The organism is Sedimenticola thiotaurini (assembly GCF_001007875.1).
GTDB classification, from domain to species: Bacteria; Pseudomonadota; Gammaproteobacteria; order Chromatiales; family Chromatiaceae; genus Sedimenticola; species Sedimenticola thiotaurini.
The window spans coordinates 2,402,616-2,429,254 of the sequence record NZ_CP011412.1 but is presented as its reverse complement, the minus strand read 5'-3'; the positions used below and the strand labels follow the sequence as shown (position 1 = coordinate 2,429,254).

Below are 26,639 nucleotides of genomic sequence, written 5' to 3'. Positions count from 1 at the left end.
TCGACGCCTATTTTTTGAACAGCAGGGGGGCGACATCGTCAAAACTGCTGGCGAAATGGATCTTGATACCTTTCCGGATGTGCTCGGGCACCTCTTCATACTCGCCGCGGTTGTCCTCCGGCAAAATCAGTTCATGGATGCCTGCACGTCGGGCCGCAATCATTTTTTCCCGTACACCACCAATCGGAAAAACATGCCCGGTAAGGGTCAGCTCGCCGGTCATGGCGATATTCCGGACCGGCTGGTTGCGCGCCAGGGAGAGCAGGGCGGACGCCATGGTGATACCGGCACTGGGTCCATCTTTTGGTGTGGCGCCTGCCGGCACATGCAGATGGATGAAACTTTTTTCGAAAAAGTCCGGGTCGGCCCCCAGTTTTGCCGCATTGGCGACGATGTAGCCGTAGGCGATCTCGGCGGATTCACGCATCACCTCGCCCAGCTGGCCGGTCAGTTTGAAACCACGGGTAAAACTGTGGGTACGAACCGCCTCAATACTGAGCGTGGCGCCCCCCATTGCGGTCCAGGCCAGTCCGGTTACCACGCCTGGTCCGGTCAGGTTACGTTCGTCACGGAAGATAGGGCTGCCCAGGTACTCCTTCAGGTCTGACGGTTCCACCACGATGGGTGTCGCCTCCTTGTCCAGAATCCGCACCACTGCCTTGCGGACGATCTTGCCGATCTGCTTTTCCAGTCGCCGGACCCCGGCATCCCGGGCGTAACCTTCAATCAGTGCCTTCAGGGCCGGTGTATTGAGTTTCAGCTGGTTGCGCTTCAGACCGGCCCGCCTGAGTTGCCGGGGCAGCAGGTACTTGCGGGCAATCTGTAGCTTCTCCTGGGCAATGTAGCCGGACAGGGAGATGATCTCCATACGATCCCGCAGCGGTGGCGGAATGGTGTCCAGCTGGTTGGCGGTGCAGACAAACAGCACCTTGGAGAGGTCAAAGCGCAGGTCCAGATAGTGGTCCAGGAATTCGTTGTTCTGTTCCGGGTCCAGGGCCTCCAGCAGGGCGGAGGCCGGGTCGCCATGGAACGAGGCGCCGATTTTATCGATTTCATCCAGCATGATGACCGGGTTGGCAGTCTCCGCCTCCTTCATCGCCTGAATGAACTTGCCTGGCATGGCGCCGATGTAGGTGCGTCTGTGCCCCTTGATCTCCGCCTCGTCCCGCATGCCGCCAACGGAAAAACGGTAGAAGGAGCGACCCAGTGCGTTGGCAATCGATTTGCCGATGGAGGTCTTACCCACTCCGGGTGGGCCCACCAGCAGAATGATGGAGCCGTTGACTTCCCCTTTCATCATGCCCACGGCCAGGAATTCCAGGATCCGTTTCTTGACGTCATCCAGTCCGTAGTGATCCTTGTCCAGCGCCTTGCGCGCTTCGGTCAGGTCCAGTTTGTCCTGGCTGTGTTTGCCCCAGGGCAGCAGGGTGATCCAGTCGATATAGTTCCGGGTCAGGGCGTACTCGGGTGAACCGGTCTCCAGAATCGACAGTTTCTGCATCTCTTCATCCAGTCGCTTGCTGGCGGCTTCCGGCAGCACCAGGGAGTCCAGTCGCTCCTTGAACTTGTCCAGCTCGGCGGTACGGTCGTCCTTCTCCAGCCCCAGTTCCTGCTGGATCGCCTTGAGCTGTTCGCGCAGGAAGAATTCTCGCTGGTGGGTGTTGATTTTGTCTTCCACCGATTTGCGGATTTCATTTTGCGTCTTGGCCAGCTCCAGCTCCTTGTTGAGCAGCAGCAGCACCTTCTCCATCCGGGGCAGCAGCTGGATCTCTTCCAGAATCTCCTGCAGTTGATAGCGGTCGGCTGTGGTCAGGCTGGCGGCAAAGTCGGCCAGGTGGGACGGGTCATCCGGTCCCAGCCGGTCGAGAAATATGCGCAGCTCCTCGCCATACAGGGGATTCAGCGGTACCAGCTCCTTGATGGTGTTGATCACCGCCATGGCGTAGGGTTTGATCTCGTCGCTGGGGCTGGGAGACTCCTCCTTGAAATAGTCTACCTGGGCCTTGAACGGGGCTTCCCTGGAGACAAAGCGTTCAATCCGGAAGCGTTGCAGACACTCCACCAGCACCTGCAGACGCCCCTCCACTTTCTGTACCCGATGGATTTTGCAGGCGGTACCGACACGGCGAAAGTCACTCGGTACCGCCTCTTCCGAAGTGGGTGCGTCGGTCATCACGATACCCAGGATGGCCTGACCCGACTCGTAGGCCGCGGAGATGGTCTCCTCCCAGTGCTCATCGTTCATGAGCAGGGGCACTGCCTGTCCGGGAAAAAAGGGTCGGGTGGTGACGGGTAACAGGTGGATCAGGCCGGGCAGTACATCTCCCTGACGAGCGGGTACGTTGTCGGAAATGATGTCCAGGGCTTCGGCGTCGATGGCGTCATCATGCATGTTTATTCTGCTCTTTAGGTAAGTCTTGGGTCGCGGCTTGTTCCAGGCAGCGACGGTGCGGATCCCAGGGTTATAAAAACCCTATTCAATACTGTTATATCAGGCTCATGGGGTGGTTTTGCAAGCCAGGTTTGCGAGACGGACAAAATCACCCAGCGACAGTCGTTCAGCCCTGAGCGTTGGGTCAATGCCGGCGGCGCTGATCTGCTTCGCATCCATCAGCTTGCCCAGGCTGTTGCGCAGTGTCTTGCGTCGCTGGGCAAAGGCGCTGGTGACCAGCCGGGCGAAACAGGCCGGGTCCTCAATGGGGTGGGGTGGTTCCCGGTAAGGGGTCAGGCGCACAATGGCGGAGTCCACCTTGGGGGCCGGCTTGAAGGCGCCCGGGCCGATCTCGAACAGGGCCTCGATGTCGCACCAGGCCTGCATCATCACCGATAGCCGTCCGTAGGTCTTACTACCCGGCCCGGCGGCCATCCGGTCCACCACCTCTTTCTGCAACATGAAGTGCATATCGTGGATGCAGGATGCGTATTGCAGCAGGTGAAACAGGATAGGGGTAGAGATGTTATAGGGCAGGTTGCCCACCAGGCGCAGCGGCCGACCATCCGTGGCCAGGCTGGAGAAATCGAACTTGAGCGCGTCGCTGTTATAGATATTCAACTCGCCCAGGTCAGCACAGCTGACCGCCAGGGGATGGATCAGGTCCCGGTCCAGTTCCACCGCGTCCAGCCGGTTGGTTCGCTTCAGCAGCTCCCGGGTGATGGCCCCCTGTCCGGGGCCGATCTCCACCAGGTGTTGATCCGGCTTCGGGTTGATGCAGTCGATGATGCGCTGGATCACTCCGGGGTCATGCAGGAAGTTCTGGCCGAAGCGTTTCTTGGCCTGATGGGGAGGGCGGGTGTTCATGCTTGCCATGTGATTCGTTTACCTGTCTGGGGAGTCTGCTAAGCTGGAAGTGTCCACAAGGCATTCCGATACGTGGTAGCCCAGCCCACGGGTAATTCCCGCTACACCGGATCTCTCCGTGATCGGTGAATCATAACATCTGACCCCGGCATTTGTGCCGAATCTCTTCAGGCATTGCGAGTTATCAATGATATGGTCAGTCGAAAGACATACTATTTATCTCAAGTATTTCTACAGGTGAAAACAAACGGGTTTTTGGAGATGCTGTTTTCGCCTCAAACTAAGGAGCTAGACAATGAACGCTGATATGAATACAACCCCATCGATGCCACGCATCAACGAACCGGCGCCTGCCTTTGAGGCACGCACCACCCACGGTGTTCGGAAACTGGAAGATTATCGGGGCAAGTGGCTGGTACTGTTTTCCCACCCGGCTGATTTCACCCCGGTCTGCACCACCGAGTTCATGGCCTTCGCTAAGCGCCATGCCGATTTCCAGGCACTCAATTGTGAACTGCTGGGGCTCTCCATTGATAGCTACTACAGCCACGTTGCCTGGGTACGCAATATCAAGGAGAAGTTCGGTGTGGAAATTCCGTTCCCGATTATCGAAGACCTGAGCATGCAGGTTGCCAAGGCCTACGGCATGATCCACCCAGGTGCTGCCGATACCTCGGCGGTTCGGGCCACCTTTATTATCGATCCTGAAGGTGTATTGCGGGCCATGGTCTATTACCCGATGAGTAACGGACGCTCGATTGATGAGTTTGTCCGCCTGGTTACGGCACTGCAGACTTCCGACGCCAATGGCGTCGCCACACCGGAGGCCTGGCAGCCGGGTGACAAGGTGATTGTGCCCCCACCTGCCGACATGGAGGCCGCGGAGGCCAGGCTTGACGAGGGTTATGAGTGTACCGACTGGTACTTCTGTAAAAAACAGTTGTAACTGGACGTCGCCTGCCCAGGGTCCCGGGATCGGGATCCCTGGGCAGGATCATCAGGAAGATATCCTAATGGACAGAAAAACCTACCGGACCCTGGTGGCCGAGCAGGCGGTCGGTGTCGCGGAGCTGTTTCCCTGGGACGTGCAGGATCAGTTGCAGGCCGGCACTGATCTGTTGCTGCTGGATATCCGCTGTCCCGACGAGTTTTCAGTGGCACATATTGCCGGTTCCACCAATGTGCCGCGGGGGATACTGGAGCTGGCGGTCGATTATGGCTACGAAGAGACGGTGCCGGAACTGGTGGAGGCGCGACAGCGGCCGATCGTGGTGATCTGCCGCTCGGGCAATCGAAGTATCCTGGCTGCCAGCACCCTTCAGTTGATGGGGTTTGAGCGGGTGGCTTCCCTGCGCACCGGGCTGCGGGGTTGGAACGACTATGAACTGCCCCTGGTGGCTGCCGATGGCACCGAACTGGATGCCGACAGGGTGGATGAGCTGTTCCGTGCCAGGGTCACTGCCGCGCAACTGGGGCCGGAGTCCAGTCAGGCCGCCTGACAAGGATAGGGATGGGACGTCGCTCAATGAACAGATCAGGAACCTAACATGGACAGATTTACCCGCAATTATGCCATCACCCTCGGTGTCATCCTGGTCGCCCTACTGGCCTGGATGTTCTATGAAGACCCGGAGGTTTCGGCCCTGAACAGCCTGCTGGAACAGGATAGTGAAGTGGCCGCCTATCCCTACCGCTTTCGGGTGCTGGCGCTGAACAAAGGGGTGGCGGTTGTGAGTACGCCGCGCTCCAGCGAGTTCCCGGTGCAGCGGGCCCTGGGGCTGCTCTATCCGTCCCTGGCGAATCGCGCCCAGGACGATCCGGATCTGATGAAAGCGCAGCAGGCATTGGCCCATGTACAGAAACGGGTCGTCGCTATCCTGGAGGATTCTGACCAGGTTGCGCGCGTACGTTGGGAGCTGGACCGGAACTGGTTGAGCCAGCATGGTGCCCAGCTCGGGTCGTCTCCGCAGTGATCTGGATATCCTTTCAGGACGCTCTGATCAGTGACTGATACCGACGCCTGATGATAGCCGTTCCCGGACCTGCAGGGGTCGGTAGGTTCGCACCCCTGATATGGATGAGCAGTAACAGGCTGAAGGAGGGCGTGATGATGAAGTATTTCGAACGGTGGCTTCCCGTTATCGGGTTGCTGGTGTTGTTTTCCGGGCCGGTGCAGGCTGAATCCGCTGTGCCGTTCACGGAGTCGGTGGTGATCTTCAATACCGTTTGCGCCAAATGTCATGAGGCGGAGTGTAGTGGGCGGCTCAGTTTCGATGACTGCTACGAGGTCTCCAGAAATCACATTATCCGTCATTATGGCGCGGCGGCGGACAAGCTGTGGCTGCAGAGAGAGCTCTATTCCATCCTCAACTACACCAAGGAGCAGTGCGCTTACTACCCGATGGATATGGCGATCCCCGCAACTAAAGTCTGGAGTGGGGAGGTGCTGCAACGGATGTCCACTATCCCGAAACGAAACTACTTTGTTCCGGTGGGGATCCTTGCCCCCGGGCAGTTCCGGATTGAACTGGAGATGGATGAGAATGTGCGGGTGACGGTCCATCTGATGTCGGAAAAGTTCGACATGGTTGTGGAGGACTGTCTGGAGCCGACCGAAAAGTCGCTCCACATCCCGGTGACCATCACGGAGCCGGGTGACTACTACTTCCGTCTCTATCCGAGGCGACCGGTGCGGATCAATCGTCTCGCAATAGTAGAGGATGGGGAGGCGGATCATTAATCCCTGGGGGCTGAGCTCCAATCGCTGCAGCGATCGGTCAGACTTCATCGCGTCCCTTAGCCGCTACGTAACAGGTAGAGGGCGAACAGCGCCTCCCGCCCCAACCAGTGCGCCTCCAGTTCCAGTCCGGCGCTGGCTGCCAGGTCGATGAACTCCTGGGGGGTGTACTTGTAGGAGTTCTCGGTGTGCAGGCTTTCACCTTCGCAAAACTGGAAACGGTGATCGTGCAGGTACAGGGTCTGGGCCCGGCGGCTTACCAGGTGCATCTCGATACGCCCCTGCTCCCCGTTGTAGAAGGCGTGGTGTTTGAACTGTGCAGGGTCACATGCCAGTCCCGCCTCATCACGCATGCGTCGCAACAGGTTGAGATTGAAAGCGGCGGTGACGCCGGCAGCATCGTTGTAGGCCGCCTGCAGGATGTCCGGATCCTTTTTGGTATCCACACCGATCAGCAGCATGCCGTCCGGACCCAGCCGGTCATGCACCATGGCCAGGAAATCCCGGGCGCTAGCCGGCGTGAAATTGCCGATGCTGGAACCGGGGAAGAAGGCCAGGCGCGGCCCGCTCGGCACGGTCTTCGGCAGGGGCAGGGAGTGGGTGAAATCAACACAGGTGGCGTGTATGGGCAGGCCGGGAAATGTGTCGGCCAGGTTGCAGGCTGCCTCCCTGAGAAATTCGCAGGAGATGTCCATCGGTACATAGGCGAGCGGCTTCAGATGGGGCAGTAACAGCCGTATTTTTGCGGCGGCACCGGCACCGGGTTCGAAGATCACCCGTCCGGTGCCGGTCAGCCCGGCGATCTCCCCCGCCAGCTCTGCGAGCATGGCCTGTTCCACGTCCGGCGGGTAGTACTCCGGTTGTTCACAGATAGCGGCAAACAGGGCAGAGCCCCGTTCATCGTAAAAAAACTTGGGCGGGATCGACTTGGGGGTGCGGGAGAGCCCCCGGATGACCGCGTCATACAGGTTGAGCGTTACCGGTTTATGGTCGTGAAAGGTGATCGGGTGAACCATCAGGCATCCTCGGCCAGGCGCAGGCCGGAGAACATCCAGCGTTCATGGGGATAGAAGAAGTTTCGATAACTGGGGCGCAGGTGCCGGCTGGCAGTGACACAGCTGCCGCCCCGTAACACCACCTGGCTGGACATGAATTTGCCGTTATATTCCCCCATGGAGCCAGCCAGGGGTCTGAAGCCGGGATAGGGGGCGTAGGGGGAGGCTGTCCAGGCCCACAGGTCCCCGTACCACTGGCTCCGGGTGCCCGCCGGCGCCGGGTGCAGCAAGTCGCTCTCAACGAAGTTCCCCATAATCGGCTGTTCGGCCAGGATCAGCTCCAGCTCCTCCTCCCGGGGCAGCCGTTTGCCGGCCCAGCGGGCATAGGCGTCAGCCTCGTAGAGACTGAGATGGCAGACCGGCTCGTGGAGATTGAGCGGCCGCACGCCTCCCAGGGTGAACTGGCTCCACTGGCCATCCCGCAGTTCCCAGTAGAGTGGATGCTGCCAGCCATCCCGCTGCAATCGGGCCCAGCCATCGGAGAGCCAGAGTGCGGGTTCCCGGTAGCCGCCATCTTCAATAAACGCCAGGAACTCCCCGTTGGTAATCAGCCGGTCAGCCAGTCGATGGTCATAGATCAGCACGCTGTGGCGGGGTGTCTCGTTGTCATAGGCGAAACCACGGCCGTGGTGTCCGATACTCTGCACGCCGCCGCCCCGCTCCAGCCAGCGCATGGGGGGCGCTTCGCCGCTGGGTTGCTTCAGGTCGTCCCGGTAGGCCGGCCGGAGCGGGTTTGCCCAGAAGTTGTGTTTGATATCCATCAGCAGCAGTTCCTGGTGCTGCTGTTCATGATGCAGTCCCAGGGTGATACGGAAGGCAATCTCGTCCCGGTCTGCTCCGGGTTCCCGGCTCAGCAGTGCTTCCATCTGCTCATCAATCTGCTGGCGGTATTCGAGCACCCGGGTCAGGGTCGGGCGTGACAGCAGACCCCGCTGGGGGCGTGGATGCATGGGGCCCACCGTGTGGTAGTAGCTGTTGAACAGGTAATGGAAATCGGTGTCGAACGGTGCATGGTCCGCCTGAAAGGGAGTCAGTACAAAGGTTTCAAAAAACCAGCTGACATGGGCCAGGTGCCACTTCGGGGGGCTGGTTTCGGTTATGGACTGGATCTGGTAGTCATCAACCGCCAGTGGCTTGCACAGTTGTTCGCTGAAACTTCTGACCCGACGATACTCTTCCAGTAGTCTTTTCCAACCCACTACGGGTCACCTGCAGTTGCCGTCTTTCAGATAACCATAGTCGAATTTCACCGGCCTGCCGGCGATTGCGCCGCAGTGGCCATCTAGGTAGAGGGGCTGGCGGTCGGGGGTATGGATGCGTCGGCGGATCGGTTGTGTTGAATCAGCAGGGCTTCAACCTGATCAGCCGGCATGGGCTGGCTGTAGAGATAGCCCTGGCCCATTTCGCAATTCAGCTCCCGCAGAAAACGCTCTTGAAAATCGGTCTCCACTCCTTCGGCGATCACCACCAGTTGCAGACTCTTTCCCAGGCTGACGATGGCCCTGACAATGGCGGCGTCATCATTGTCCACCGCCAGGTCACGAATAAAGGAGCGGTCGATCTTGAGCCGGGAGATGGGTAGTTTTTTCAGGTAACTGAGAGACGAGTGGCCGGTACCAAAATCATCGATGGCCAGCAGAATGCCGGTGTCACGCAGTTTCTGCAGGGTATCGAGGGCGGTGTGGATCTCGCTCATGATAAATCCCTCGGTCACCTCCAACTCCAGCCATTCGGCTCGACAACCGGTCTCTTCAAGGATGTCGGTGATGCTTTCCACCAGATCATCCCGGCGGATCTGTTTGCCGGCCAGGTTGACTGAAACGGTTTCAATCGGCAGTCCGTTCTGTTTCCAGATCACCATCTGGCGGCAGGCGCTGCGCAGTACCCAGTTACCGAGAGGGACGATCAGGCCGGAGGCCTCTGCCACTGGCAGGAAGCGGGCTGGCGGGAGAATGCCAAGATCGGGGTGATTCCAGCGCACCAGCGCCTCCACGCCCACGTAGCGATCAGTGGCCAGGGATTTCTGCGGCTGGTAGTGGACCACCAGTTCCTCCTGCTCGATGGCGCGCCCCAAGCTCCCCACCAGGGTAATGCGGTCGTAGGCCGAGGCCGTCATCTCTTCAGCGTAGAAGTTGTAGCTGTTCCGTCCCTCCTCCTTGGTGCGGTACATGGCGGCATCGGCATTTTTCATCAGGGTTTCTGCATTGTCCCCGTCCTGGGGATAGAGGCTGATGCCGATACTGCAACCGACAAAAATCGTTTCGCCATTGATCTCGATGCGTTCGTTCAGTTTGTCCAGGATCTTCTGGGCCAGGTAGATCACCGTGCTGGAGTCCTGAATCTCACCCATCAGCAGGACGAACTCATCCCCGCCGAGCCGGGCAACGGTGTCATCCTGCCGGGTAATTGACAGCAGACGTTGGGTGACCTCCTGCAACAGCTGGTCACCGGCTGCGTGGCCCAGGCTGTCGTTAATGTGCTTGAAATTGTCCAGATCCAGAAACATCACGGCCAACTGGGTCTGTTCCCGGCGGGCGTGCTGGATGGCCTGCTCCATCCGGGCATCCAGCAACAGCCGGTTGGGCAGGTTGGTCAGGGTGTCGTGATGGGCCAGGTGCTCCAGGCGGTTCTCCACCTGTTTACGGATGTCGATCTGGTTTTCCAGGCTCTCGTTGGTCCGGGTCAATGCCTGGGTACGCAGCTCCACCTGCTCCTCCAGTTGTGCCTGATGCTGTTCCAGTGCTCCCTGGGCCGAGCGGCGCTGGGTCACTTCTTCGCTCAGGTCATCGATCAATGACTGGTTGTGATCCTCCAGTTCGATGGAGCGACGGATCTGTTGGTTCATATTCTGGCCGGTGGCGACCAGCAATCCGGTGTAGATGAGGGTCGCGATACTCAACATCAGACTCCAGCGGTTGTTCTGGATCAGCAGCACGGCCACCAGGAATAATGCCTGCGGGAGAACGTAGGCCAGCAGGGCCGGTAAGCGGGATGCCAGTACCGGCACCGCTACCGAAATGGCGCCGAATATGATCAGAAAGATGACGAAGTGGACGAAGGGTTCCTCGGTGGTCAGGATCAGCAGGGTCAGGCTACCCCAGGAGATGCCCACCAGCAGGGTACTGAAAATGTAGTATTGCCCCCAGGTGGCCAGCGTATAACGTTTCGGTGCCCGTTTGTGAAACAGCAGTAAAATGATGCGCAGGCAGACAAACAGCAGCATGCCGCCGTTCCAGCTGAGCAGCAGGGAGTGGTCCAGTTTGTCCCACATGCTGGCGGAAAACAGCAGGGAGATGGCCGCCACAGTCAGATTCGCCGGCATAGCATTGGCCAGCAGCAGTGTGATCTGCTCATTCAGTGCATGTTCTGAAAGCGGGGGAGTGCGACGCATATTCCGTGCCTGTTAGCCTGATTGCTGGCTTAGGGGGCTGGTTTGCCGAATTTCCTTAATATCAGGTTGTAATGGTAAGCGTAGGCATTTATCTCTGGTTTGGTAACGGCGATTTACCCCGTCCGTGCGCCGACTCACCCCTTTAACCTGGAAAAGCGCTAATATTGGGGGTAAGCTACTGCGCCTTTGGCGCCCCTGAATTTTGTACGAATCGTATGCCCGGCAAACTCTATATCAAGACTTTTGGCTGTCAGATGAACGAGTACGACTCCGACAAGATGTCGGATCTGCTTCGGGAATCCCATGGTTACACCCTGACTGACCGGCCTGAAGAGGCCGATCTGCTGCTGCTTAACACCTGCTCGATACGGGAAAAGGCGCAGGAGAAGGTGTTCTCCCAGCTGGGACGTTGGCGGCCCTGGAAGGAGCAGCGTCCGGATCTGGTGATCGGTGTGGGCGGTTGTGTGGCCAGCCAGGAGGGCGAGGCGATCCGGGAGCGGGCGCCCTACGTGGACCTGGTGTTCGGTCCCCAGACCCTGCATCGCCTGCCGGAGATGCTGGATGCCGCCCGGCGTGACCGGGCGCCGGTGGTGGATATCTCGTTCCCTGAGATCGAAAAGTTTGACCGGCTGCCGGAACCCCGTTCTGACGGTCCCAGCGCTTTTGTGTCGATCATGGAGGGGTGCTCCAAGTACTGCACCTTCTGCGTGGTACCCTACACCCGGGGCGAAGAGATCAGCCGCCCGTTTGACGACGTACTGGCGGAGGTGGCCAGCCTGGCGGCACAGGGCGTACGGGAGGTCAATCTGCTGGGCCAGAATGTGAACGCCTACCGCGGCCTGATGGATGACGGCTCGATTGCCGACCTGGCCCTGCTGATTCAGTACGTGGCCGCTATCGACGGGATTGACCGGATCCGCTTCACCACCTCCCATCCAATGGAGTTCTCCGACAGCCTGATCGCCGTCTACGGGGAAGTGCCGGAGCTGGTGAGTCACCTCCATCTGCCGGTCCAGAGTGGTTCTGACCGGGTGCTGGCGATGATGAAACGGGGTCACACCGCCTTCGATTACAAGGCCAAGATCCGCAGATTGCGGGAGTTGCGCCCGGATCTCAGCCTGTCATCCGACTTCATTATCGGCTTCCCCGGCGAGACCGAACAGGATTTTGAACACACCATGAACCTGATCGAGCAGATCGGCTTTGATCACTCCTTCAGCTTCATCTACAGCGCCCGTCCCGGGACGCCGGCTGCCGAACTGCCGGATGATGTGCCGCTGGCGGTGAAACAGGCGCGCCTGGAGCGGTTGCAGCGCCGCATTACCGAGATGGCGCAGCAGATCAGCCGGCGCATGGTGGGTAGTGTCCAGCGGGTGCTGGTGGAACGGCATGCCAAGAAAGATCAGCGGCAACTGGCGGGGCGTACCGAGAACAATCGCGTTGTCAATTTTGACGGTCCCGAGCGGCTGATCGGCCAGTTCGTGGATATCCGTATCACCGAAGCCCTGCCCAACTCTCTGCGGGGCGAACTTATCGATGAGGGGTTGGCCCAATCCGCATGAGCAAGGCTGCTTCCAGGACTGAATCCGTGTCTGTCCATCCCAAAGCCCTCGAACTCTCCCTGACGCCGGAAGACAATGAGTTACTGGCCAACCTGTGTGGTCAGTTGGACGAACATCTGCGTCTGATCGAACGTCGGCTCGGTATCGAGATCAATTATCGTGGCAACCATTTCAAGCTGCTGGGTGAGCCGGAGGCGATTGCCGCCGCCGGCGAAGTGCTGCAGGCGCTCTATCGCCAGGCCCGGCAGGAGGTACTGACCCCGGAGTCGGTGCACCTCTATCTGCAGGACTCGGGCATCGACGCCCTGCTGGGGGAACTGGCCGAGAGCAGCGTGCCCGAAGTGGTGATCAAGACCCGGCGGGGCCTGATCCGGCCGCGGGGCGCCAACCAGCAGGAGTATCTGCACAAAGCGGTGACACACGATCTCAACTTCGGCATCGGTCCGGCTGGTACCGGCAAGACCTACCTGGCGGTGGCCTGTGCCGTGGATGCCCTGGAACGGGACCAGGTGCGCCGCATTCTGCTGGTGCGGCCAGCGGTGGAGGCGGGGGAACGCCTGGGCTTCCTGCCCGGGGATCTGTCCCAGAAGATCGACCCTTACCTGCGCCCCCTGTATGACGCCCTCTACGAGATGCTGGGCTTTGAGCGGGTGGCCAAGCTGATCGAACGCAATGTGATCGAAGTGGCCCCACTGGCCTACATGCGGGGCCGCACCCTGAATGACGCCTTCATTATCCTCGACGAGGCACAGAACACCACGCCGGAGCAGATGAAGATGTTCCTGACCCGTATCGGATTCAACTCCACCGCCATGATCACCGGTGACGTGACCCAGGTGGATCTGCCCCGGGGGCAGGTCTCGGGGCTGCGCCAGGCGATTGAGGTGCTCAAGGAGGTGGAGGGGATCAGCTTCACCTTCTTCAACGCCCGCGATGTGGTGCGCCATCCCCTGGTGCAGCAGGTTGTGAGCGCCTACGATCAGTTCGACAAACAGAAGGCCTGACCCATGAACCTGCAACTGGAACTCCAGCGGGTGGTGGCGTGTGAGCATGTGCCCGGTGTGATGCAGTTTCAGGCCTGGGTCGAAGCCGCCCTGGAGGGGCGTCTGGAACAGGCGGAACTGGTGGTCCGTATTGTGGATCGGGATGAGAGCCGGCAGCTCAACCGGGAGTATCGCGGCAAGGATCGACCTACCAATGTGCTCTCGTTCCCCTTCGAGGCCCCGGACGTGGTTGAGAGCGATCTGCTGGGTGACCTGGTGATCTGTGCCCCGGTGGTGGAGGATGAAGCGCGCGAGCAGCAGAAACCGCTGGAAGCGCACTGGGCCCACCTGCTGGTGCACGGGGTGTTGCATCTGCTCGGCTTTGACCATATTAATGAAGAGGAGGCCGAAACCATGGAGAGCCTCGAAGTGGAGATCCTGGCAACCCTGGGATTTCCCGATCCATACCAATCTGAAAGGGAACTATGAGTAGCGACGGCACTACCAGCGGTTCGCTGTCCAGGTCCTGGCTGAAAAAGCTGTTACGGACCTTCGGCAACGAACCGGAAAACCGAGACCAATTGATACAACTGCTCAGGGACGCCAAAAGCCGCGCCCTGCTGGATACCGATGCTCTCTCCATGATGGAGGGGGTGCTGCAGGTTTCCGAACTGCGGGTCCGGGATATCATGATCCCCCGGGCCCACATGGTGGTGATCGAGCGGGATGCACCACTGGAAGAGATCCTGCCAATTGTTATCGAATCTGCCCACTCCCGTTTCCCGGTCATCGGTGATGACAAGGGGGAAGTGGAAGGTATTCTGCTGGCCAAGGATCTGCTGACCTACTTTGGCGAACAGAAACGGCGTTTCGATATCCGTGACGTGCTGCGGGCAGCGGTGTTTGTGCCGGCCAGCAAGCGGCTCAACGTGCTGCTCAACGAGTTCCGCGCCAGCCGCAGCCACATGGCTATTGTGGTGGACGAGTACGGTGCCGCCGACGGCCTGGTCACCATCGAGGACGTGCTGGAGCAGATTGTCGGCGAGATCGAGGATGAACACGATTTCGATGAAGGAACCACCATCCTGAAGCGCAGCGACACCGAATACACCGCCAAGGCGGTGACCTCGATCGATGAATTCAATGACTACTTCGATAGCAGTTTTCCGGATGAGGAGTTCGACACCATCGCCGGCCTGGTGACCCAATCCCTGGGACACCTGCCCAAGCGCGGTGAAGTGGCAGAGATAGACCGGTTCCGCTTCGAAGTACTGCGGGCCGACAGCCGGCGCATCCATCTGCTGAACATCCGGCTGCTATCGCCCCAACCGGACAGTGCCCATTAGCCTGGTGCAGCGTCTGCGAACCTCATCCCCGTTACGGCTGGTAGTCGCCTTCGGGGCGGGCGCCTTGACGGTGCTTGCTTTCGCCCCCTTTTCCCTCTATCCCCTGGCCCTGCTCGGTCCTTTGCTGCTGTTGGGGCTGTGGCGGGACGGAACGCCCCGGTTCGGCTTCCAGAGCGGCTGGGCCTACGGCATCGGGCTGCTCGGATTCGGGGTGTTCTGGCTGCACATCAGTATCGACCAGTTCGGCAACATGGGAACCCTGGCGGCGATCGCCATTACCCTGCTGTTTGTGCTGGCGATCGCCCTCTATTACGGCCTGGTGGGCTGGCTCACGGTGCGGTTGTGGCGCGGTCGTGGTGTCTGGTTGTTCGGGGTGATTCCATCACTCTGGGTGCTGGGAGAGTGGCTGCGGGGCTGGATCTTTACCGGCTTTCCCTGGCTGCTGCTGGGTTACTCCCAGATCGATGCGCCCCTGGGTGGCTATGCGCCGCTGGTCGGGGTCTATGGCGTCAGCTGGCTGGTGATGTTGAGCGTAGCGCTGCTGTTGTGCCTGCTGAGCCCCGCGGTCTGGGGGCGTTTCTGGCTGGCCGGTGGCCTGGCTCTGCTATGGGGTGGCGGTCCGCTGTTGAACCAGGTGGCCTGGACCGAGCCGGCCGGGGCAGCGCTGCGGGTCAGCCTGATTCAGGGCAATATCGCCCAGGAGGAGAAGTGGAAACGGGGTTCGCTGCAACCGACCCTGGAACTCTATACCGGTCTGACCCGCCAGCATTGGCAGAGTGACCTGATTATCTGGCCGGAGACCGCTGTGCCGGCGTTTGCCCACCAGGTGAATGAGCCGTTCCTGCAGCCCCTGGCAGGGGAGGCGAGAGCCAACGGGAGCGCTCTGCTGATCGGTATACCGGAGTGGGACACCGAGAGCGGCGCTTACTACAACAGCATGATCAGCCTCGGGCATGAGCAGGGCAGCTATGCCAAGCGCCACCTGGTGCCGTTTGGGGAGTTCATGCCGCTGAAAGGCTGGTTGCGACCGCTGATCGACTGGCTGCAGATCCCCATGTCCGATTTTACCCCCGGTGACTCACCCCAACCGCTGCTGCGGGTGGCCGGTTATGCTGCCGGTATCTCGATCTGCTATGAGGACGCCTTCGGCGAAGAGGTGGCGGAGGCGCTGCCGCAGGCGGCTTTTCTGGTCAACGCCAGTAATGATGCCTGGTTTGGCGACTCCCTGGCACCCCGTCAGCATCTGGAGATCGCCCGTATGCGTGCCCTGGAGACTGGCCGTTACCTGCTGCGCGCCACCAATACCGGCATCTCGGCGCTGATCGACCCGAAAGGCCGGGTACTGGCCTTCTCCCCGGCCTTTCAGCAGGATGTACTGAGTGGTGAGATCCTGCCCATGCAGGGGATGACCCCCTACGTGCGGGTGGGCAACTGGGCGGTGGTGTTGTTGTCGGTTCTGATACTGCTTGTGGCTGGCGCGCGCGCTGTCCGTTCCGGTTAAATTTCTTCTACACCGCTGCCGGCTCAGTCGGGGGTGGTCGTTGTGGAGAGCACCAGCTGCCCATTCTCCAGTTCGGGCCAGCAGTTGCCCGCCAGTACCTCCAGCAGCCGGTTGCCGGCAATGGTGCGGCGCCAGCCGCGCAGGATATCCAGTTCCCGTTCGCCGCTCACCAGGGACTCGATCTCCTTACGGTTGGCCAGAGCAGCCGGGGTGATGTTGTTCTGTTCCGCCAGCAGGCGCAGACAGCTGTAGAGCAGGTCGGTCAGGGCCTCCTGGTTGGGGGTGAGGCGAATAATGCGCCGCTTGTCCCGGGGCCACTGTTCCCGGGGCAGGGCCCGGGCATCGGCAATCAGTTTCAGCAACAGTTCGCCGCGCCGCTTGATCACGCCCGGTTCCAGTCCGCGGATCCTGGAGAGTTGCTCCAGACTTTTCGGCTGACGTCGGGCCAGGTCGGTCAGGACTTCGTCCTTCAGGATCCAGCGTTTCGGCCGGTTGGCCTGTTGCGCCTCCTGTTCGCGCCAGGCCGCCACCCCCTGCAGCACCGCCAGCTGGACGCCCTTCAGCTGCTGGCGTCCCTTGATCCGTTTCCAGGCCTCCTGGGGCGGGTTGCGGTAGGTGTCGGGATTGGCCAACTGGTCAAAGTCATCCTGTAACCAGCCTTCCCGTCCTGCGTCCCGCAGCATCCCGGTCAGTTTGATGTAGATATCGCCCAGGTAGATCACGTCGTCCAGGGCATAGCGTAACTGCGCCTCGTCCAGTGGGCGGCGTGACCAGTCGGTACGGGAGTGTCCCTTCTCCAGGGTGTGATTGAGCAGTTGCTCGACCAGGTTGCCGTAACCCACCTGATCCCCCAGACCCAGCAGGGAGGCGGCCAGCTGGGTATCGAACAGTGGCGTCGGGAGCCTGCCCCAGAGGTTGTAGAAGATCTCCAGGTCCTGATAGCCGGCGTGGAACACCTTGATGATGGCGTCGTCATAGAGCAAATCCAGCAGCGGTTGCAGCTCCTGTATCTGGATCGGGTCGACCGTGGCGGCGATCTCGCCGTTGCTGATCTGCAGCAGGCAGAACTGCGGGTAGTAGGTCTTCTCCCGGACGAATTCCGTATCCAGGGCGAGCCAGGGACTGTGAGCCAATTGTGTACAGAGCTCGATCAGTTGTTGTTCAGTTTGTATGTGACGTTCCAGCATGGGGACCATTTGTGGCTGCGAAGTGTGGGGCAAGCATAACAAATCTATCTCTTTGGTTTGTCTGTTTTCGGTCAAACGGTATGATGGGGCAGATTTTGTCCCGGCCCGGGCGGGCCCGGAAGATGGTCGTCTTAACAGAAGGGCAGGGCGCTGGTGAAAAGGTTAATCAATCTGTACGTGGATATCTGTCTGCTGCGGGCCGCGCCGCAGGATTTGCCGGCGGCGACCTTTCTGGTGAATCTGACCCTGTTCCTGAATCTGTTGACCGGCACCATTGTGATTGTGGGCAATTTCGGCAGCATGGTGCCGGCCCTGCTGGCCCAGTCAATGGATCTGGCCCTGCTGGCCCTGCTGCTGCGGCTGGCCCTGAATTACCAGCGCCGGGTCGGGCGCTTTAATCAGGCCATCAGCGCCCTGTTCGGGTGTGGTGTGCTGATCAACCTGGTGGCCATGCCGGTGCAGCTGATGATCGGTGACGACCCCCGGGTATCACCCATGGGCGGGCTGGGCGTGCTGCTCTACGTGGTACTGGTGATCTGGGGGCTGGTGGTGGTGGGACACATCCTGCGACACACTTTCCAGATCCGTTTTGGCAACGGTATGTTGCTATCCATCGGTTATTTCATGCTGATCAACTGGCTGGTAGAACTGTTTTTCTCAAGGAGTAGTTGAGATGCATATCCATATCCTCGGTATCTGCGGCACCTTCATGGGTGGGGTGGCCCTGCTGGCCCGGGCGCTCGGCCACGAGGTGAGTGGCTCCGACGCCAATGTCTACCCGCCTATGAGCACCCAGCTGGAGGCGGCGGGTATTCAGCTGCGGGAGGGTTATGATCCGGCCCACCTGATGCCTGCCCCGGACTGTGTCGTGGTGGGCAATGCCCTGTCCCGGGGTAACCCGGCGGTGGAGTATATGCTGGATGCGGGCCTGCCCTACACCTCCGGTCCCCAGTGGCTGGCGGAGCAGGTACTGCATGACAAGTGGGTGCTGGCGGTGGCCGGCACCCACGGCAAGACCAGTACCGCCAGTCTGCTGGCCTGGATTCTGGAGTATGCCGGCATGGGACCGGGGTTTCTGATCGGCGGCGTACCGCTCAACTTCGGCCTCTCGGCCCGTATTGGGGACACGCCGTTTTTCGTCGTGGAGGCGGACGAGTACGACACCGCCTTTTTCGACAAGCGTTCCAAGTTTGTCCACTACCACCCCCGTACCCTGGTGATGAACAACCTGGAGTTCGATCACGCCGACATTTTTGATGATCTGGCCATGATTCAGCGTCAGTTTCACCACCTGGTGCGTACCGTGCCGGGCAGTGGTCTGATCATAGCGCCCAAGGATGAAACGGCCATGGACCAGGTGCTGGCGATGGGCTGCTGGACCCCGCTGGAGAGATTCTCCGCCGGTGACACCACCGCCCAGTGGGCGGCCCAGCCCCTGACGCCCGATGGCAGTCGCTTCAATCTGCTGCACGAGGGCAGGTGTATCGGCGAGGTGGCTTGGGCGCTGACCGGTCAACACAGCATCAGCAATGCCCTGGCGGCCATTGCGGCGGCCCGCCATGTGGGCGTGACACCGGCGGTGGCGATGGAGGCGCTGGCGGAGTTTCGTAATGTAAAACGGCGTATGGAGCTGTGTGGCGAGGTGGATGGCGTTCAGGTATACGACGATTTCGCCCACCACCCGACCGCGATCGAAACCACCCTCAGCGGCCTGCGTGCCCAGGTGGGCGAGGCGCGTATCTTTGCCGTGCTGGAACCCCGTTCCAATACCATGCGTATGGGGGTGCATGCCGCCCAGCTGCCGGCCTCGCTGGCCGCTGCAGACCGGGTGCTGGTCTACTCCCCGGCTGCGCTGGATTGGGATGCCGATGCGGTGTTCGCCCCCCTGGGTGAGCGGGGACGGGTGTTCCGGGGTGTGGAGGAGATCATCCAGGCCCTGGTGGCGGAGGTGGCGCCGGGTGACCGGGTGCTGATCATGAGCAACGGCGGCTTCGAGCAGATCCACCAGCGACTGCTGGATGCCCTGTCGGCCAGGAGCTAATCTTCAGCTATGACCGATCAAGCCGCCAAACCCATCGCCCTGGCCATTACCGGTGCCTCCGGGGCGCCCTATGCGCTGCGCCTGCTGGAGTGCCTGGTGCAGGCCGAGCGGACCGTCTACCTGATGATCTCCAAGGCGGCCCAGGTGGTGATGCCGATGGAGACCGGTCTGACGCTCCCTTCCCGGGCCACCGAAGCGGAGGCGATCCTGAGGGAGCGCTACGGAGCGGCGGCGGGGCAGTTGCGGGTGTTCGGGCGGGAGCAGTGGACTGCGCCGGTGGCGAGCGGCTCCAATCCCCCGGGGGCGATGGTGGTCTGTCCCTGCAGCACCGGTACACTCTCGGCGATTGCCTGCGGTGCCAGCAATAACCTGATTGAACGGGCCGCTGATGTGGTGCTGAAGGAGCAGCGCAAGTTGATTCTGATGGTGCGGGAGACACCCTTTTCTCCCATCCACCTGGAGAACATGCTGAAACTCTCCCGCCTGGGGGTGGTGATCATGCCAGCCAGTCCCGGATTCTATAACCGTCCCACTACCATTGAAGAGTTGATCGACTTCATGGTGGCGCGCCTGCTGGGTCATCTGGGCATTGAGAACTCACTCAACCGTCCCTGGGGTGGCGACGCTTCCCCAACCTGACAACCCCTTTCCAGGCTGCGCCGGCTACTGCCGGATCTTCAGCAGACTGCCTGCATCCTTAAGTTGTCCGTTCACCAGCGGGCGCAGGTCCTGGCGTAACTCTGCCAGGGCCTGATCGAAGTTTTGCGCCGTCTGGGCGTAAGTGAGCAGGCCCAGCAAGGTTACCCGCTGCTGCTCGCTGACATTACCGACCCAGACCGGAGTATTGATTCCCGCCAACTGGAAGTCAGTGGGCCAGAGGCGCACCACCAGTCGTCGGTCATGTGGCAGCGTTTTCTGCAACAGCAGCGCCTCGTGGCGACCGTCATGCACCTGTGGCAGCACCGGCAGAGCCTGCAGCGGTTGTGCAGGTGAGAGCAGTGTGAGCCAGTCGGTGCTATTCAACCGGATAGCATCGTGCCAGCCGGCACGGTTCAACTGCTGGCTGAGCCAGTCCAGTGAGCCGGCAAATTGCAGATTCAGCGGGTGATCCGCACGGTTTCGCAGATCAGCACGAAACGCCGGTAGGGCGGTAGGTCCGTTGCCCCACCACTGATGCTCCGGGATCAGTTGGATTGTCCGGACCGGCTGGTAATGGGCCATGTTTCGCTCATGGTGCAGTGCTGTCTCCACACCGAATGCGCCGCTGGTCAGTAGCAGTGCCACCAGCAGCAGTTGCCGCCATTGGGTCTCCCGGGTTGCATGACGATGGTAGGCGAGGCCCAGCAGGGCGACCCAGGCCAGCCCCAGGGTGATACTGCCGACCACATCGGAGAGCCAGTGCACACCCAGATAGAGCCGCGACATGGCCACGGCCAGAATCAGCAGGCCGGCCAGACTGTAAGGCAGCCAACGCCAGCGATCCGACAGAGGACGGGCGATCAGTACCGAAAGGAACCCATACAGCACCACCGAATAGAGGGTATGGGCGCTGGGGAATGAGAAGGAGTCGGGACTCTGCACGATAATATCGGGGCGGGAAACCTGCATGCCCAGCTTTAACAGAAAAGCGGCCAGGCTGCTGAACAGTACCGCAGCCAGCCAGTAACTGGCCGTACGCCGATGGCCGCTGAAAAACAGGAACAGCCAGACCCCCACCGCCAGGGTCAGAATCACCCCGGTATCGGCCAGTCGGGTGAAATAGACCATCAACTCATCGGCCCAGGGTGAACGCAGGCTCTGCAGTGTCTGCAGGACGGTCAGGTCGGGCAGGGTATGCATGCCGCCCTCGGGCAGCAGGCCGACCAGCAGGGCAAACAGAATGGAGGTGATCACCAGCAGGCTGGCCAGGATCGACAGGCCCCGGGTCTCCGGATGGTCAGGATCGGCCAGGGCGCTGGCGATCTCACCCATCACCGGGTGGGCCTGGCCCCACCTCATCAACCACTGCACCCAGCCACTGGTATAGGGGTGCAGGCGCCGGAACAGCCAACGGATCAGGTTGTAGACCAACCAGGCGATAACCAACAGTGACAGGGCCAGGATCACCAGCCGCATGGCCACTTCGGAAGCCAGTTCCAGGGAGGCCCCGAAGACGATGCCCGGCAACAGGTAGAGCGGTGCCCAGGCCAGGGCCGAGAGCACGTTGGCGATCACGAAGCGCAACGGGGTCATGCCCAACATGCCGGCGATCAGTGGAATCACGGCCCGGATCGGGCCGAAGAAACGACCCAGCGCTACGCTTTTGCCACCATACTTCTGAAAAAAATCGACGCCGCGCTGTAACGATTCGGGGTACCGGTTGAAGGGCCAGATAGTGGTCAGGCGTTGCTGGTAATGACGCCCCAGCCAGAAGCTCAGGCCATCACCCGTGACCGCCCCGGCTACTGCCCAACCCATGGCGGGCCAGAAGGCGATGGCGCCGCTGGCAATCAGGGCACCGATACCGAACATAATGGCAACGCCGGGCACAATCAGCCCGATAATGGCCAGCGATTCGGCCATGGCGATGAAAAAGATGACGCTGTAGGACCAGCCGGGGTGGAGTGTCACCCACTCCAGGATCTGTTGAAAAAACTCGGTCATCAGTCCGTGGGTTGTGTTTCTGCAGAAGCGGTTAGTCTAGCCTGTTTTGCGTGACTGATCTGCATCTGTCTGCCGCACCCGGTTGCCGGTTTCCATCGACAGCCAACTGCAAGTAGGATTGAATAGGCTATTGAGATTCATCCGGCGAAGGCCCATTTTAGCTTAAAGACCCGCTGCAGAGAGGAAGTGCAACATGAATCAAGAAGTAACCCCGTCGAATAACAAGATCTGGATACGCGGTCTCTACATGCTGCTGTTTCTGATTATCCACGGTCTGGCCAAGGGGATCGTTTTTGCTGTAGCGGTGGTGCAGTTCATTCTCGTCGCCATCAATAAGGAGCCCAATGAGCCGTTACGAAAATTTGGCCAGGGACTCAGCACCTATCTGTACGATATTACCCAGTTCCTGGTTTTTAATACCGAGCACAAACCGTTTCCTTTTGACGATTGGAACAACGCCGCTCCCCGGGAAACGTCGCCCCTGCTGGAAGAGGATATGGAGTACCAGGACGGGCAGTGAAGTTGTCGACAATCCGGGTTGAATTTTGGTGGCCTGCCGACTGATATAAACCTGAGTCGTGAGTGATAAGATGGAACAGGTCAATTTAGTCGGTCTGTTGTTTGCCGATAAGGCGTCAGCGTAGCAATCACATTAAAGGGTTGCCAAGTATATATTGGCGGGATGTTTAAGTGCTGAAAGCGATTTTTCTCGATCTGGATGAGACTCTCTGTGACACGCGAAAAGCCACTGAACTGGCCAAGGCGCGTCTGGCCGGGACGGTAAGCGAGCAGTTCGGTGTGGATGGTGTGCTGTTTGCCGAGCGATATGAGACCGGTTTCTATCGTCGTTGGAGTGATAGCCAGCGGGCACGTTATCTACCCATTATCCAGCAGCAGGGAGAAGACGGGTTTCGCGTGCAACTGATGATTGATCTGTTGGCCGAGCTGGGTGTGGCGGAGGCGGGTCAATCGTCTGCGCAGCGTCTGCAGAATCAGTTCGATCGTGATCGGCTGGCTGCCTTCGATTTCTTTCCCGGTATCGAGGCCTTTCTGGCCGAAGCCCGTGACTCTTTCACCACCGTGGTGATCACCAATGGTCCGGTATTCTCCCAGGTGCCCAAGATTGAGGCGGTCAATCTGGCAGAACGGGTGGATCACATCATTATCGGGGGACAGGAGCCGGAGGAGAAGCCGGCCCGCTCCATTTTTCAGAAAGCACTCAGGCTGGCCAATTGCGCGGCCCACGAGGCGATCCATGTGGGAGACAGCCTGGCGGCGGACATCGCCGGTGCCCAGGCCAGTTCTATCCCCTCGATCTGGGTGCAACATCAGCAGTCGCTGGATGCCGGCCTGGGGATTACGCCCCACCACACGGTGGCACACCCGAGCCAAATACCGGCATTGATTCGCCGATTACAGGATGCATGATTCGGCGACCTGTCGTTAAGCTGTTATTTTCCCCATCTGCCAATCAGCCCGAACCAGGGCGATTTCACGAAGGATGAGATATGGCCCTGAAGCCAACCATTTACAAATTCACCATCAATCTGTCCGATACCAATCGCCACCACTACGACACCCTGAATCTGACGGTGGCACAGCACCCGTCGGAAAATCCGCAACGGATGATGGCCAGGGTCATGGCCTATTGTCTGAATGCGCAGGAGTCGTTGCTGTTTACCAAGGGGTTATCAGAACCCGATGTACCGGATATCTGGCAGCGTACCCTGGACGATCAGCTGGAGCTGTGGATTGATGTGGGGGAACCGGCGGTGGAACGGATTAAAAAGGCCTCGCGACTGGCGAAGCAGGTCAAGGTCTATAGCTTCAACGCCAAGTCGGATGTCTGGTGGGATCAGTCCCGGGCAAAGCTCGCGGCCCTGCCGGTATCGGTATTTCGCTTCGATGCTCGTGCTATCAGCCAATTGGCTGAGCTGGTGCAAAGAACCATGACCTTCTCCGTCACCATCAGCGGCGACTCAGCCTATGTGGCAACCGAAGCGGGGGAAGTTGAAGTGGAGTGGTTGTGCCTGCAGGAGCGTTAACGCCGATTACGGGCGTAACCGGTTCGACCTGGCGTGTCGATTCCGTAATAGGCGATCAGCGTGGCGGGTCGATCTGCCGGTTGATGGAGCCGTTAACCCGAAACCAGCCGGCCACACTGTAGCGATCCCGTTCGGCTGCCAGGACCTCATGGGGGAACTCTTCGCTGAGAAAGATCACCAGGGTGCCGAAAGTGGGCATCACCCGGGTAATCTCAGCGCCGTCGTCCGGGGCGTAGATAACCAGTTCGCCGCCCTGATCGGGCTCCCAGCCCCGGTTCAGATAAGTAACCAGGCTGAGCACCCGGTTGGACTCACCGCGAAAGGCGTCCAGGTGTTTCCTGTAGAAATCCCCAGGCCGGTAGTGGGCGAAGTGACTCTCGAACGAGAACAGGCCCAGAAACAGTCGCCGGTTCAGATAACGTTGCAGACGATCGGTCCAGTTGAACCAGGCGTCGGCTTGCGGGTGGGCCGGGTCCATCCAGACAATCTTGTCCCGACGGACGAACTGATTGCGGGTCTGTTCGATTCCGCGCCCGATGCGTGCCCGGTGAAACCGATCCTGCTCCTGCTGGCTCAGGTATTGCAGCAGGGCGGCAGCAATTGGCTCGGGTAGCGCCGCGGGCAGAATAACATGACCGCGATCCTCAAGACCGCAGGCGATACGCTCGAACAGACCGTCATCTTCCGGCGGTGCGGCGGCGTTAAAATCGGAATTCTCTGGTATCAAGTGTGTCCTTTCCATGACTGCCCGGCAGGGGGGACGTCGGGCATGGTGTCAGTTTATGCCCGGATGGTTGTGTTAGCCAAGACTATTTTTTACCCGAGTGTCCATTGCCCGGCCTGCCCGGCCAGTAGCGTCTATGACGGGCTTGCTGTATTTTAATTCCTGTCGCGCAAGTTTTGGCGGGATATGCCGCTGTTATCCAGGTAGTCACTTCGGGAGCAAGTGAGACATGGCAAGTCTGATACCCACACTCAATAGTTGTATCGGTCGCATGCAGGCGGGTGAGAAGCGTTTCGCCTGGCGCTTGGGAACCCACCTGGAAGAGGACTATCTCTGCTGGTATGAGCTACCGGTGGGGCGACGACAGCGCTACTCGGATTTCATTATTCTGCACCCGTTGCGCGGTCTCCTGTTGCTGGAGGTGAAGGACTGGAAACTGGAGACGATCCAGAAAATGGATCGGGCCTCCGCTACTCTGATCACCCCGCGTGGTGTGAAAGTTGTCTGCAATCCCTTGGAGCAGGTTCGCCAGTGTACTTATCAGTTGATCAACCGGCTGGAGAAGGATCCGCAACTGGTGGTCCAAGCAGGTCGCTACAAGGGCCACCTGGCTATGCCATACGGTTATGGCGTGGTGTTGAGCAACATTACCCGGAAGCAGTTTGACGCCACTGATTTGGGGGAAGTGCTGCCTGCGCACCAGACCATTTGTAAGGATGAGATGGTGGAGAGTGTGGAGATGGAGGCGTTTCAGAGCCGGTTATGGGACATGTTCAATGTCCAGTTTTCACAACCGTTGAGTCTGCCGCAGATTGATCGTATCCGTTGGCACCTGTTCCCGGAGGTGCGTATCAACACCGACGCTCAGGAGGAGCTGTTTGGCAGCGATCCGGAAACTGCAGATGTGGATACCCTGGTACCTGATCTGGTCAAGGTGATGGATATGCAACAGGAGTTACTGGCACGCAGTCTTGGCGAGGGGCATCGGGTGATTCATGGAGTGGCGGGTTCTGGTAAGACCCTGATTCTCGGCTACCGCTGTCTCTATCTCGCCAAGCTGCTGCACAAGCCAATCCTGGTGCTCTGCTACAACATCACCCTGGCCGCCCGGTTGCGCGAGTTGATGCTGGAGCGGGGGGTATCGGACAAGGTCAATGTCTACCACTTTCACGACTGGTGCGGAGAGCAGTTGCGCACCTACCATGTGGAACGTCCGGAATCGGGAGATGGATATTACGACCGCTTGGTGGAGGCGGTGATCGAAGCGACCGAGCAGGGTCGGATTCCCAGGCAGCAGTACGGTGCCGTAATGATTGATGAGGGGCACGACTTTGAGCCGGAGTGGTTGCGGTTGGTGGTCAATATGGTCGATCAGGAGAGCAACTCTTTGCTGCTGTTGTACGACGATGCCCAGTCGATCTACAGCAAGAAGAGTCAGCTCGATTTCAGTCTCTCCAGTGTCGGCGTGCAGGCGCGTGGCCGGACCACGGTGCTGAAACTCAACTATCGCAACACCGAAGAGATACTGGAGTTCGCATACCGGTTTGCCGCCCGTTATCTCAGTCCGGATGACCGGGACGAGGACCATGTGCCGCTGGTGGAGCCCCAGTCAGTCGGACGACACGGTCCACCGCCCGTGGTGAAACTGTTCAATAACTATGAAGGCGAGGTGTGCTATATCGTGCAGCTGTTCAAACGGTTGCATGAAGAGCGTGAATTGCCCTGGTCAGAGATGTGCGTCACCTATCGTAGTAACTGGATGGGCGAGCGCCTGCACAGTGAATTTGTTGACGCCGGCGTACCCTGCCAGTGGCTCGGGGACTCCACCAGCAAAAAACGCTTCAAGCCTGGAGAAGAGCAGGTCAAACTGATGACCATGCACAGCAGCAAGGGGCTGGAGTTTCCGTTAGTGGCGGTATCCGGGGTGGGTTACATGCCGAGCAGGGATGCCGATCCGGTAGCGGAGGCTAAACTGCTCTACGTGGCTATGACCCGTTCTACCGAAAAGCTGTTGATTACCAGCCATCGGGAGACCGACTTTGTGGCTCAACTGCGTGAAGTAGAAGCGGAGAGCGAGCCGGCCGCGAGCCCGGTCGAAACCTGACTGTATCGATCCCGGGGCCAAC

General features: G+C 59.8%; 24 protein-coding genes. 16 read left to right on the top strand and 8 right to left on the bottom strand.

Annotated features, from left to right (window positions below):
- Positions 1 to 7: 7 nt before the first annotated feature.
- Together lon and rsmA are read right to left on the bottom strand one after the other, a co-directional pair.
- Positions 8 to 2,392 carry an endopeptidase La gene (gene lon, locus AAY24_RS11135; protein WP_046859739.1) on the bottom strand — a complete coding sequence of 795 codons (2,385 nt, stop codon included), beginning with the start codon at positions 2,390 to 2,392 and terminating at the stop codon, positions 8 to 10.
- 105 nt (positions 2,393 to 2,497) lie between these two features.
- Positions 2,498 to 3,298: a 16S rRNA (adenine(1518)-N(6)/adenine(1519)-N(6))-dimethyltransferase RsmA gene (rsmA, locus tag AAY24_RS11130; protein ID WP_046861240.1), complete on the bottom strand. Its 801-nt coding sequence runs from the start codon at positions 3,296 to 3,298 to the stop codon at positions 2,498 to 2,500.
- 307 nt (positions 3,299 to 3,605) lie between these two features.
- On the opposite strand from rsmA, the gene AAY24_RS11125 reads away from it, so the two are divergent.
- The 4 genes from AAY24_RS11125 (at position 3,606) to AAY24_RS11110 (ending at position 6,038) form a co-directional block, all read left to right on the top strand.
- Entirely contained in the window at positions 3,606 to 4,244 is a 639-nt protein-coding gene (locus tag AAY24_RS11125; protein WP_234422162.1) for a peroxiredoxin, read from the top strand.
- Between the two features lie 67 nt (positions 4,245 to 4,311).
- Positions 4,312 to 4,797: a rhodanese-like domain-containing protein gene (locus AAY24_RS11120; RefSeq protein ID WP_046859737.1), complete on the top strand. Its 486-nt coding sequence runs from the start codon at positions 4,312 to 4,314 to the stop codon at positions 4,795 to 4,797.
- A 48-nt stretch (positions 4,798 to 4,845) separates the two neighbouring features.
- On the top strand, positions 4,846 to 5,271 hold the full coding sequence (locus tag AAY24_RS11115) for a hypothetical protein (protein WP_046859736.1): 426 nt from the start codon (positions 4,846 to 4,848) through the stop codon (positions 5,269 to 5,271).
- A gap of 134 nt (positions 5,272 to 5,405) precedes the next feature.
- Positions 5,406 to 6,038: a hypothetical protein gene (locus AAY24_RS11110; protein ID WP_199930353.1), complete on the top strand. Its 633-nt coding sequence runs from the start codon at positions 5,406 to 5,408 to the stop codon at positions 6,036 to 6,038.
- A gap of 56 nt (positions 6,039 to 6,094) precedes the next feature.
- Here the strand turns inward: AAY24_RS11110 and egtD are convergent, their stop codons facing one another.
- The 3 genes from egtD to AAY24_RS18545 all read right to left on the bottom strand — a co-directional run bounded on the left by egtD (position 6,095) and on the right by AAY24_RS18545 (position 10,481).
- Positions 6,095 to 7,051 carry an L-histidine N(alpha)-methyltransferase gene (gene egtD / locus AAY24_RS11105; protein ID WP_046859734.1) on the bottom strand — a complete coding sequence of 319 codons (957 nt, stop codon included), beginning with the start codon at positions 7,049 to 7,051 and terminating at the stop codon, positions 6,095 to 6,097.
- Positions 7,051 to 8,289 carry an ergothioneine biosynthesis protein EgtB gene (egtB, locus tag AAY24_RS11100; RefSeq protein ID WP_046859733.1) on the bottom strand — a complete coding sequence of 413 codons (1,239 nt, stop codon included), beginning with the start codon at positions 8,287 to 8,289 and terminating at the stop codon, positions 7,051 to 7,053. Before egtB ends, egtD begins: the two co-directional genes overlap by 1 nt.
- An 83-nt stretch (positions 8,290 to 8,372) precedes the next feature.
- A complete protein-coding gene (locus AAY24_RS18545; protein ID WP_052761201.1) occupies positions 8,373 to 10,481 on the bottom strand; it encodes a putative bifunctional diguanylate cyclase/phosphodiesterase in 2,109 nt (702 codons plus the stop codon).
- Positions 10,482 to 10,696: 215 nt separating this feature from the next.
- Between AAY24_RS18545 and miaB the strand changes: the two genes are divergently transcribed.
- From miaB to lnt, 5 genes are read left to right on the top strand one after another with little or no spacing between them, the layout of a single operon-like run.
- On the top strand, positions 10,697 to 12,043 hold the full coding sequence (gene miaB / locus AAY24_RS11090; protein ID WP_046859732.1) for a tRNA (N6-isopentenyl adenosine(37)-C2)-methylthiotransferase MiaB: 1,347 nt from the start codon (positions 10,697 to 10,699) through the stop codon (positions 12,041 to 12,043).
- Positions 12,040 to 13,047 carry a PhoH family protein gene (locus AAY24_RS11085; protein WP_199930352.1) on the top strand — a complete coding sequence of 336 codons (1,008 nt, stop codon included), beginning with the start codon at positions 12,040 to 12,042 and terminating at the stop codon, positions 13,045 to 13,047. The genes miaB and AAY24_RS11085 overlap by 4 nt, the downstream gene beginning before the upstream one ends.
- Positions 13,048 to 13,050: 3 nt before the next feature.
- Positions 13,051 to 13,515, top strand: a complete 465-nt coding sequence (gene ybeY, locus AAY24_RS11080; protein WP_046859730.1) for an rRNA maturation RNase YbeY — start codon at positions 13,051 to 13,053, stop codon at positions 13,513 to 13,515.
- Positions 13,512 to 14,372 carry an HlyC/CorC family transporter gene (locus AAY24_RS11075; protein WP_046859729.1) on the top strand — a complete coding sequence of 287 codons (861 nt, stop codon included), beginning with the start codon at positions 13,512 to 13,514 and terminating at the stop codon, positions 14,370 to 14,372. Before ybeY ends, AAY24_RS11075 begins: the two co-directional genes overlap by 4 nt.
- A 4-nt stretch (positions 14,373 to 14,376) precedes the next feature.
- Positions 14,377 to 15,873 carry an apolipoprotein N-acyltransferase gene (gene lnt / locus AAY24_RS11070; protein ID WP_234422161.1) on the top strand — a complete coding sequence of 499 codons (1,497 nt, stop codon included), beginning with the start codon at positions 14,377 to 14,379 and terminating at the stop codon, positions 15,871 to 15,873.
- Positions 15,874 to 15,896: 23 nt separating this feature from the next.
- Here lnt and rnd read toward each other — a convergent pair whose 3' ends face one another.
- Positions 15,897 to 17,060: a ribonuclease D gene (gene rnd / locus AAY24_RS11065; protein ID WP_046859727.1), complete on the bottom strand. Its 1,164-nt coding sequence runs from the start codon at positions 17,058 to 17,060 to the stop codon at positions 15,897 to 15,899.
- 153 nt (positions 17,061 to 17,213) lie between these two features.
- Between rnd and AAY24_RS11060 the strand changes: the two genes are divergently transcribed.
- The 3 genes from AAY24_RS11060 to AAY24_RS11050 are packed head-to-tail and all read left to right on the top strand — an operon-like array spanning position 17,214 to position 19,740.
- Complete coding sequence (locus AAY24_RS11060) at positions 17,214 to 17,732, top strand: hypothetical protein (protein ID WP_052761200.1); 519 nt, start codon at positions 17,214 to 17,216, stop codon at positions 17,730 to 17,732.
- Between the two features lies 1 nt (position 17,733).
- Entirely contained in the window at positions 17,734 to 19,101 is a 1,368-nt protein-coding gene (gene mpl / locus AAY24_RS11055) for a UDP-N-acetylmuramate:L-alanyl-gamma-D-glutamyl-meso-diaminopimelate ligase (protein ID WP_046859726.1), read from the top strand.
- 9 nt (positions 19,102 to 19,110) lie between these two features.
- Positions 19,111 to 19,740 (top strand): flavin prenyltransferase UbiX, encoded by a 630-nt coding sequence (locus AAY24_RS11050; protein ID WP_046859725.1) that lies wholly within the window; start codon positions 19,111 to 19,113, stop codon positions 19,738 to 19,740.
- Between the two features lie 24 nt (positions 19,741 to 19,764).
- On the opposite strand, the gene AAY24_RS11045 is transcribed toward AAY24_RS11050, so the two are convergent.
- Positions 19,765 to 21,744: a bifunctional DedA family/phosphatase PAP2 family protein gene (locus AAY24_RS11045; protein WP_046859724.1), complete on the bottom strand. Its 1,980-nt coding sequence runs from the start codon at positions 21,742 to 21,744 to the stop codon at positions 19,765 to 19,767.
- Between the two features lie 193 nt (positions 21,745 to 21,937).
- Between AAY24_RS11045 and AAY24_RS11040 the strand changes: the two genes are divergently transcribed.
- The 3 genes from AAY24_RS11040 (at position 21,938) to AAY24_RS11030 (ending at position 23,789) form a co-directional block, all read left to right on the top strand.
- Complete coding sequence (locus AAY24_RS11040; protein WP_046859723.1) at positions 21,938 to 22,264, top strand: DUF4389 domain-containing protein; 327 nt, start codon at positions 21,938 to 21,940, stop codon at positions 22,262 to 22,264.
- Positions 22,265 to 22,434: 170 nt separating this feature from the next.
- Positions 22,435 to 23,172, top strand: coding sequence for an HAD family hydrolase (locus tag AAY24_RS11035; protein WP_046859722.1), 738 nt, complete (start codon positions 22,435 to 22,437; stop codon positions 23,170 to 23,172).
- An 80-nt stretch (positions 23,173 to 23,252) separates the two neighbouring features.
- Entirely contained in the window at positions 23,253 to 23,789 is a 537-nt protein-coding gene (locus tag AAY24_RS11030) for a YaeQ family protein (protein ID WP_046859721.1), read from the top strand.
- Positions 23,790 to 23,844: 55 nt separating this feature from the next.
- Here the strand turns inward: AAY24_RS11030 and AAY24_RS11025 are convergent, their stop codons facing one another.
- Positions 23,845 to 24,516: a 2OG-Fe(II) oxygenase gene (locus AAY24_RS11025; protein WP_234422160.1), complete on the bottom strand. Its 672-nt coding sequence runs from the start codon at positions 24,514 to 24,516 to the stop codon at positions 23,845 to 23,847.
- 226 nt (positions 24,517 to 24,742) lie between these two features.
- Between AAY24_RS11025 and AAY24_RS11020 the strand changes: the two genes are divergently transcribed.
- Positions 24,743 to 26,617: a DEAD/DEAH box helicase gene (locus AAY24_RS11020; RefSeq protein WP_046859719.1), complete on the top strand. Its 1,875-nt coding sequence runs from the start codon at positions 24,743 to 24,745 to the stop codon at positions 26,615 to 26,617.
- Positions 26,618 to 26,639 lie beyond the last annotated feature (22 nt).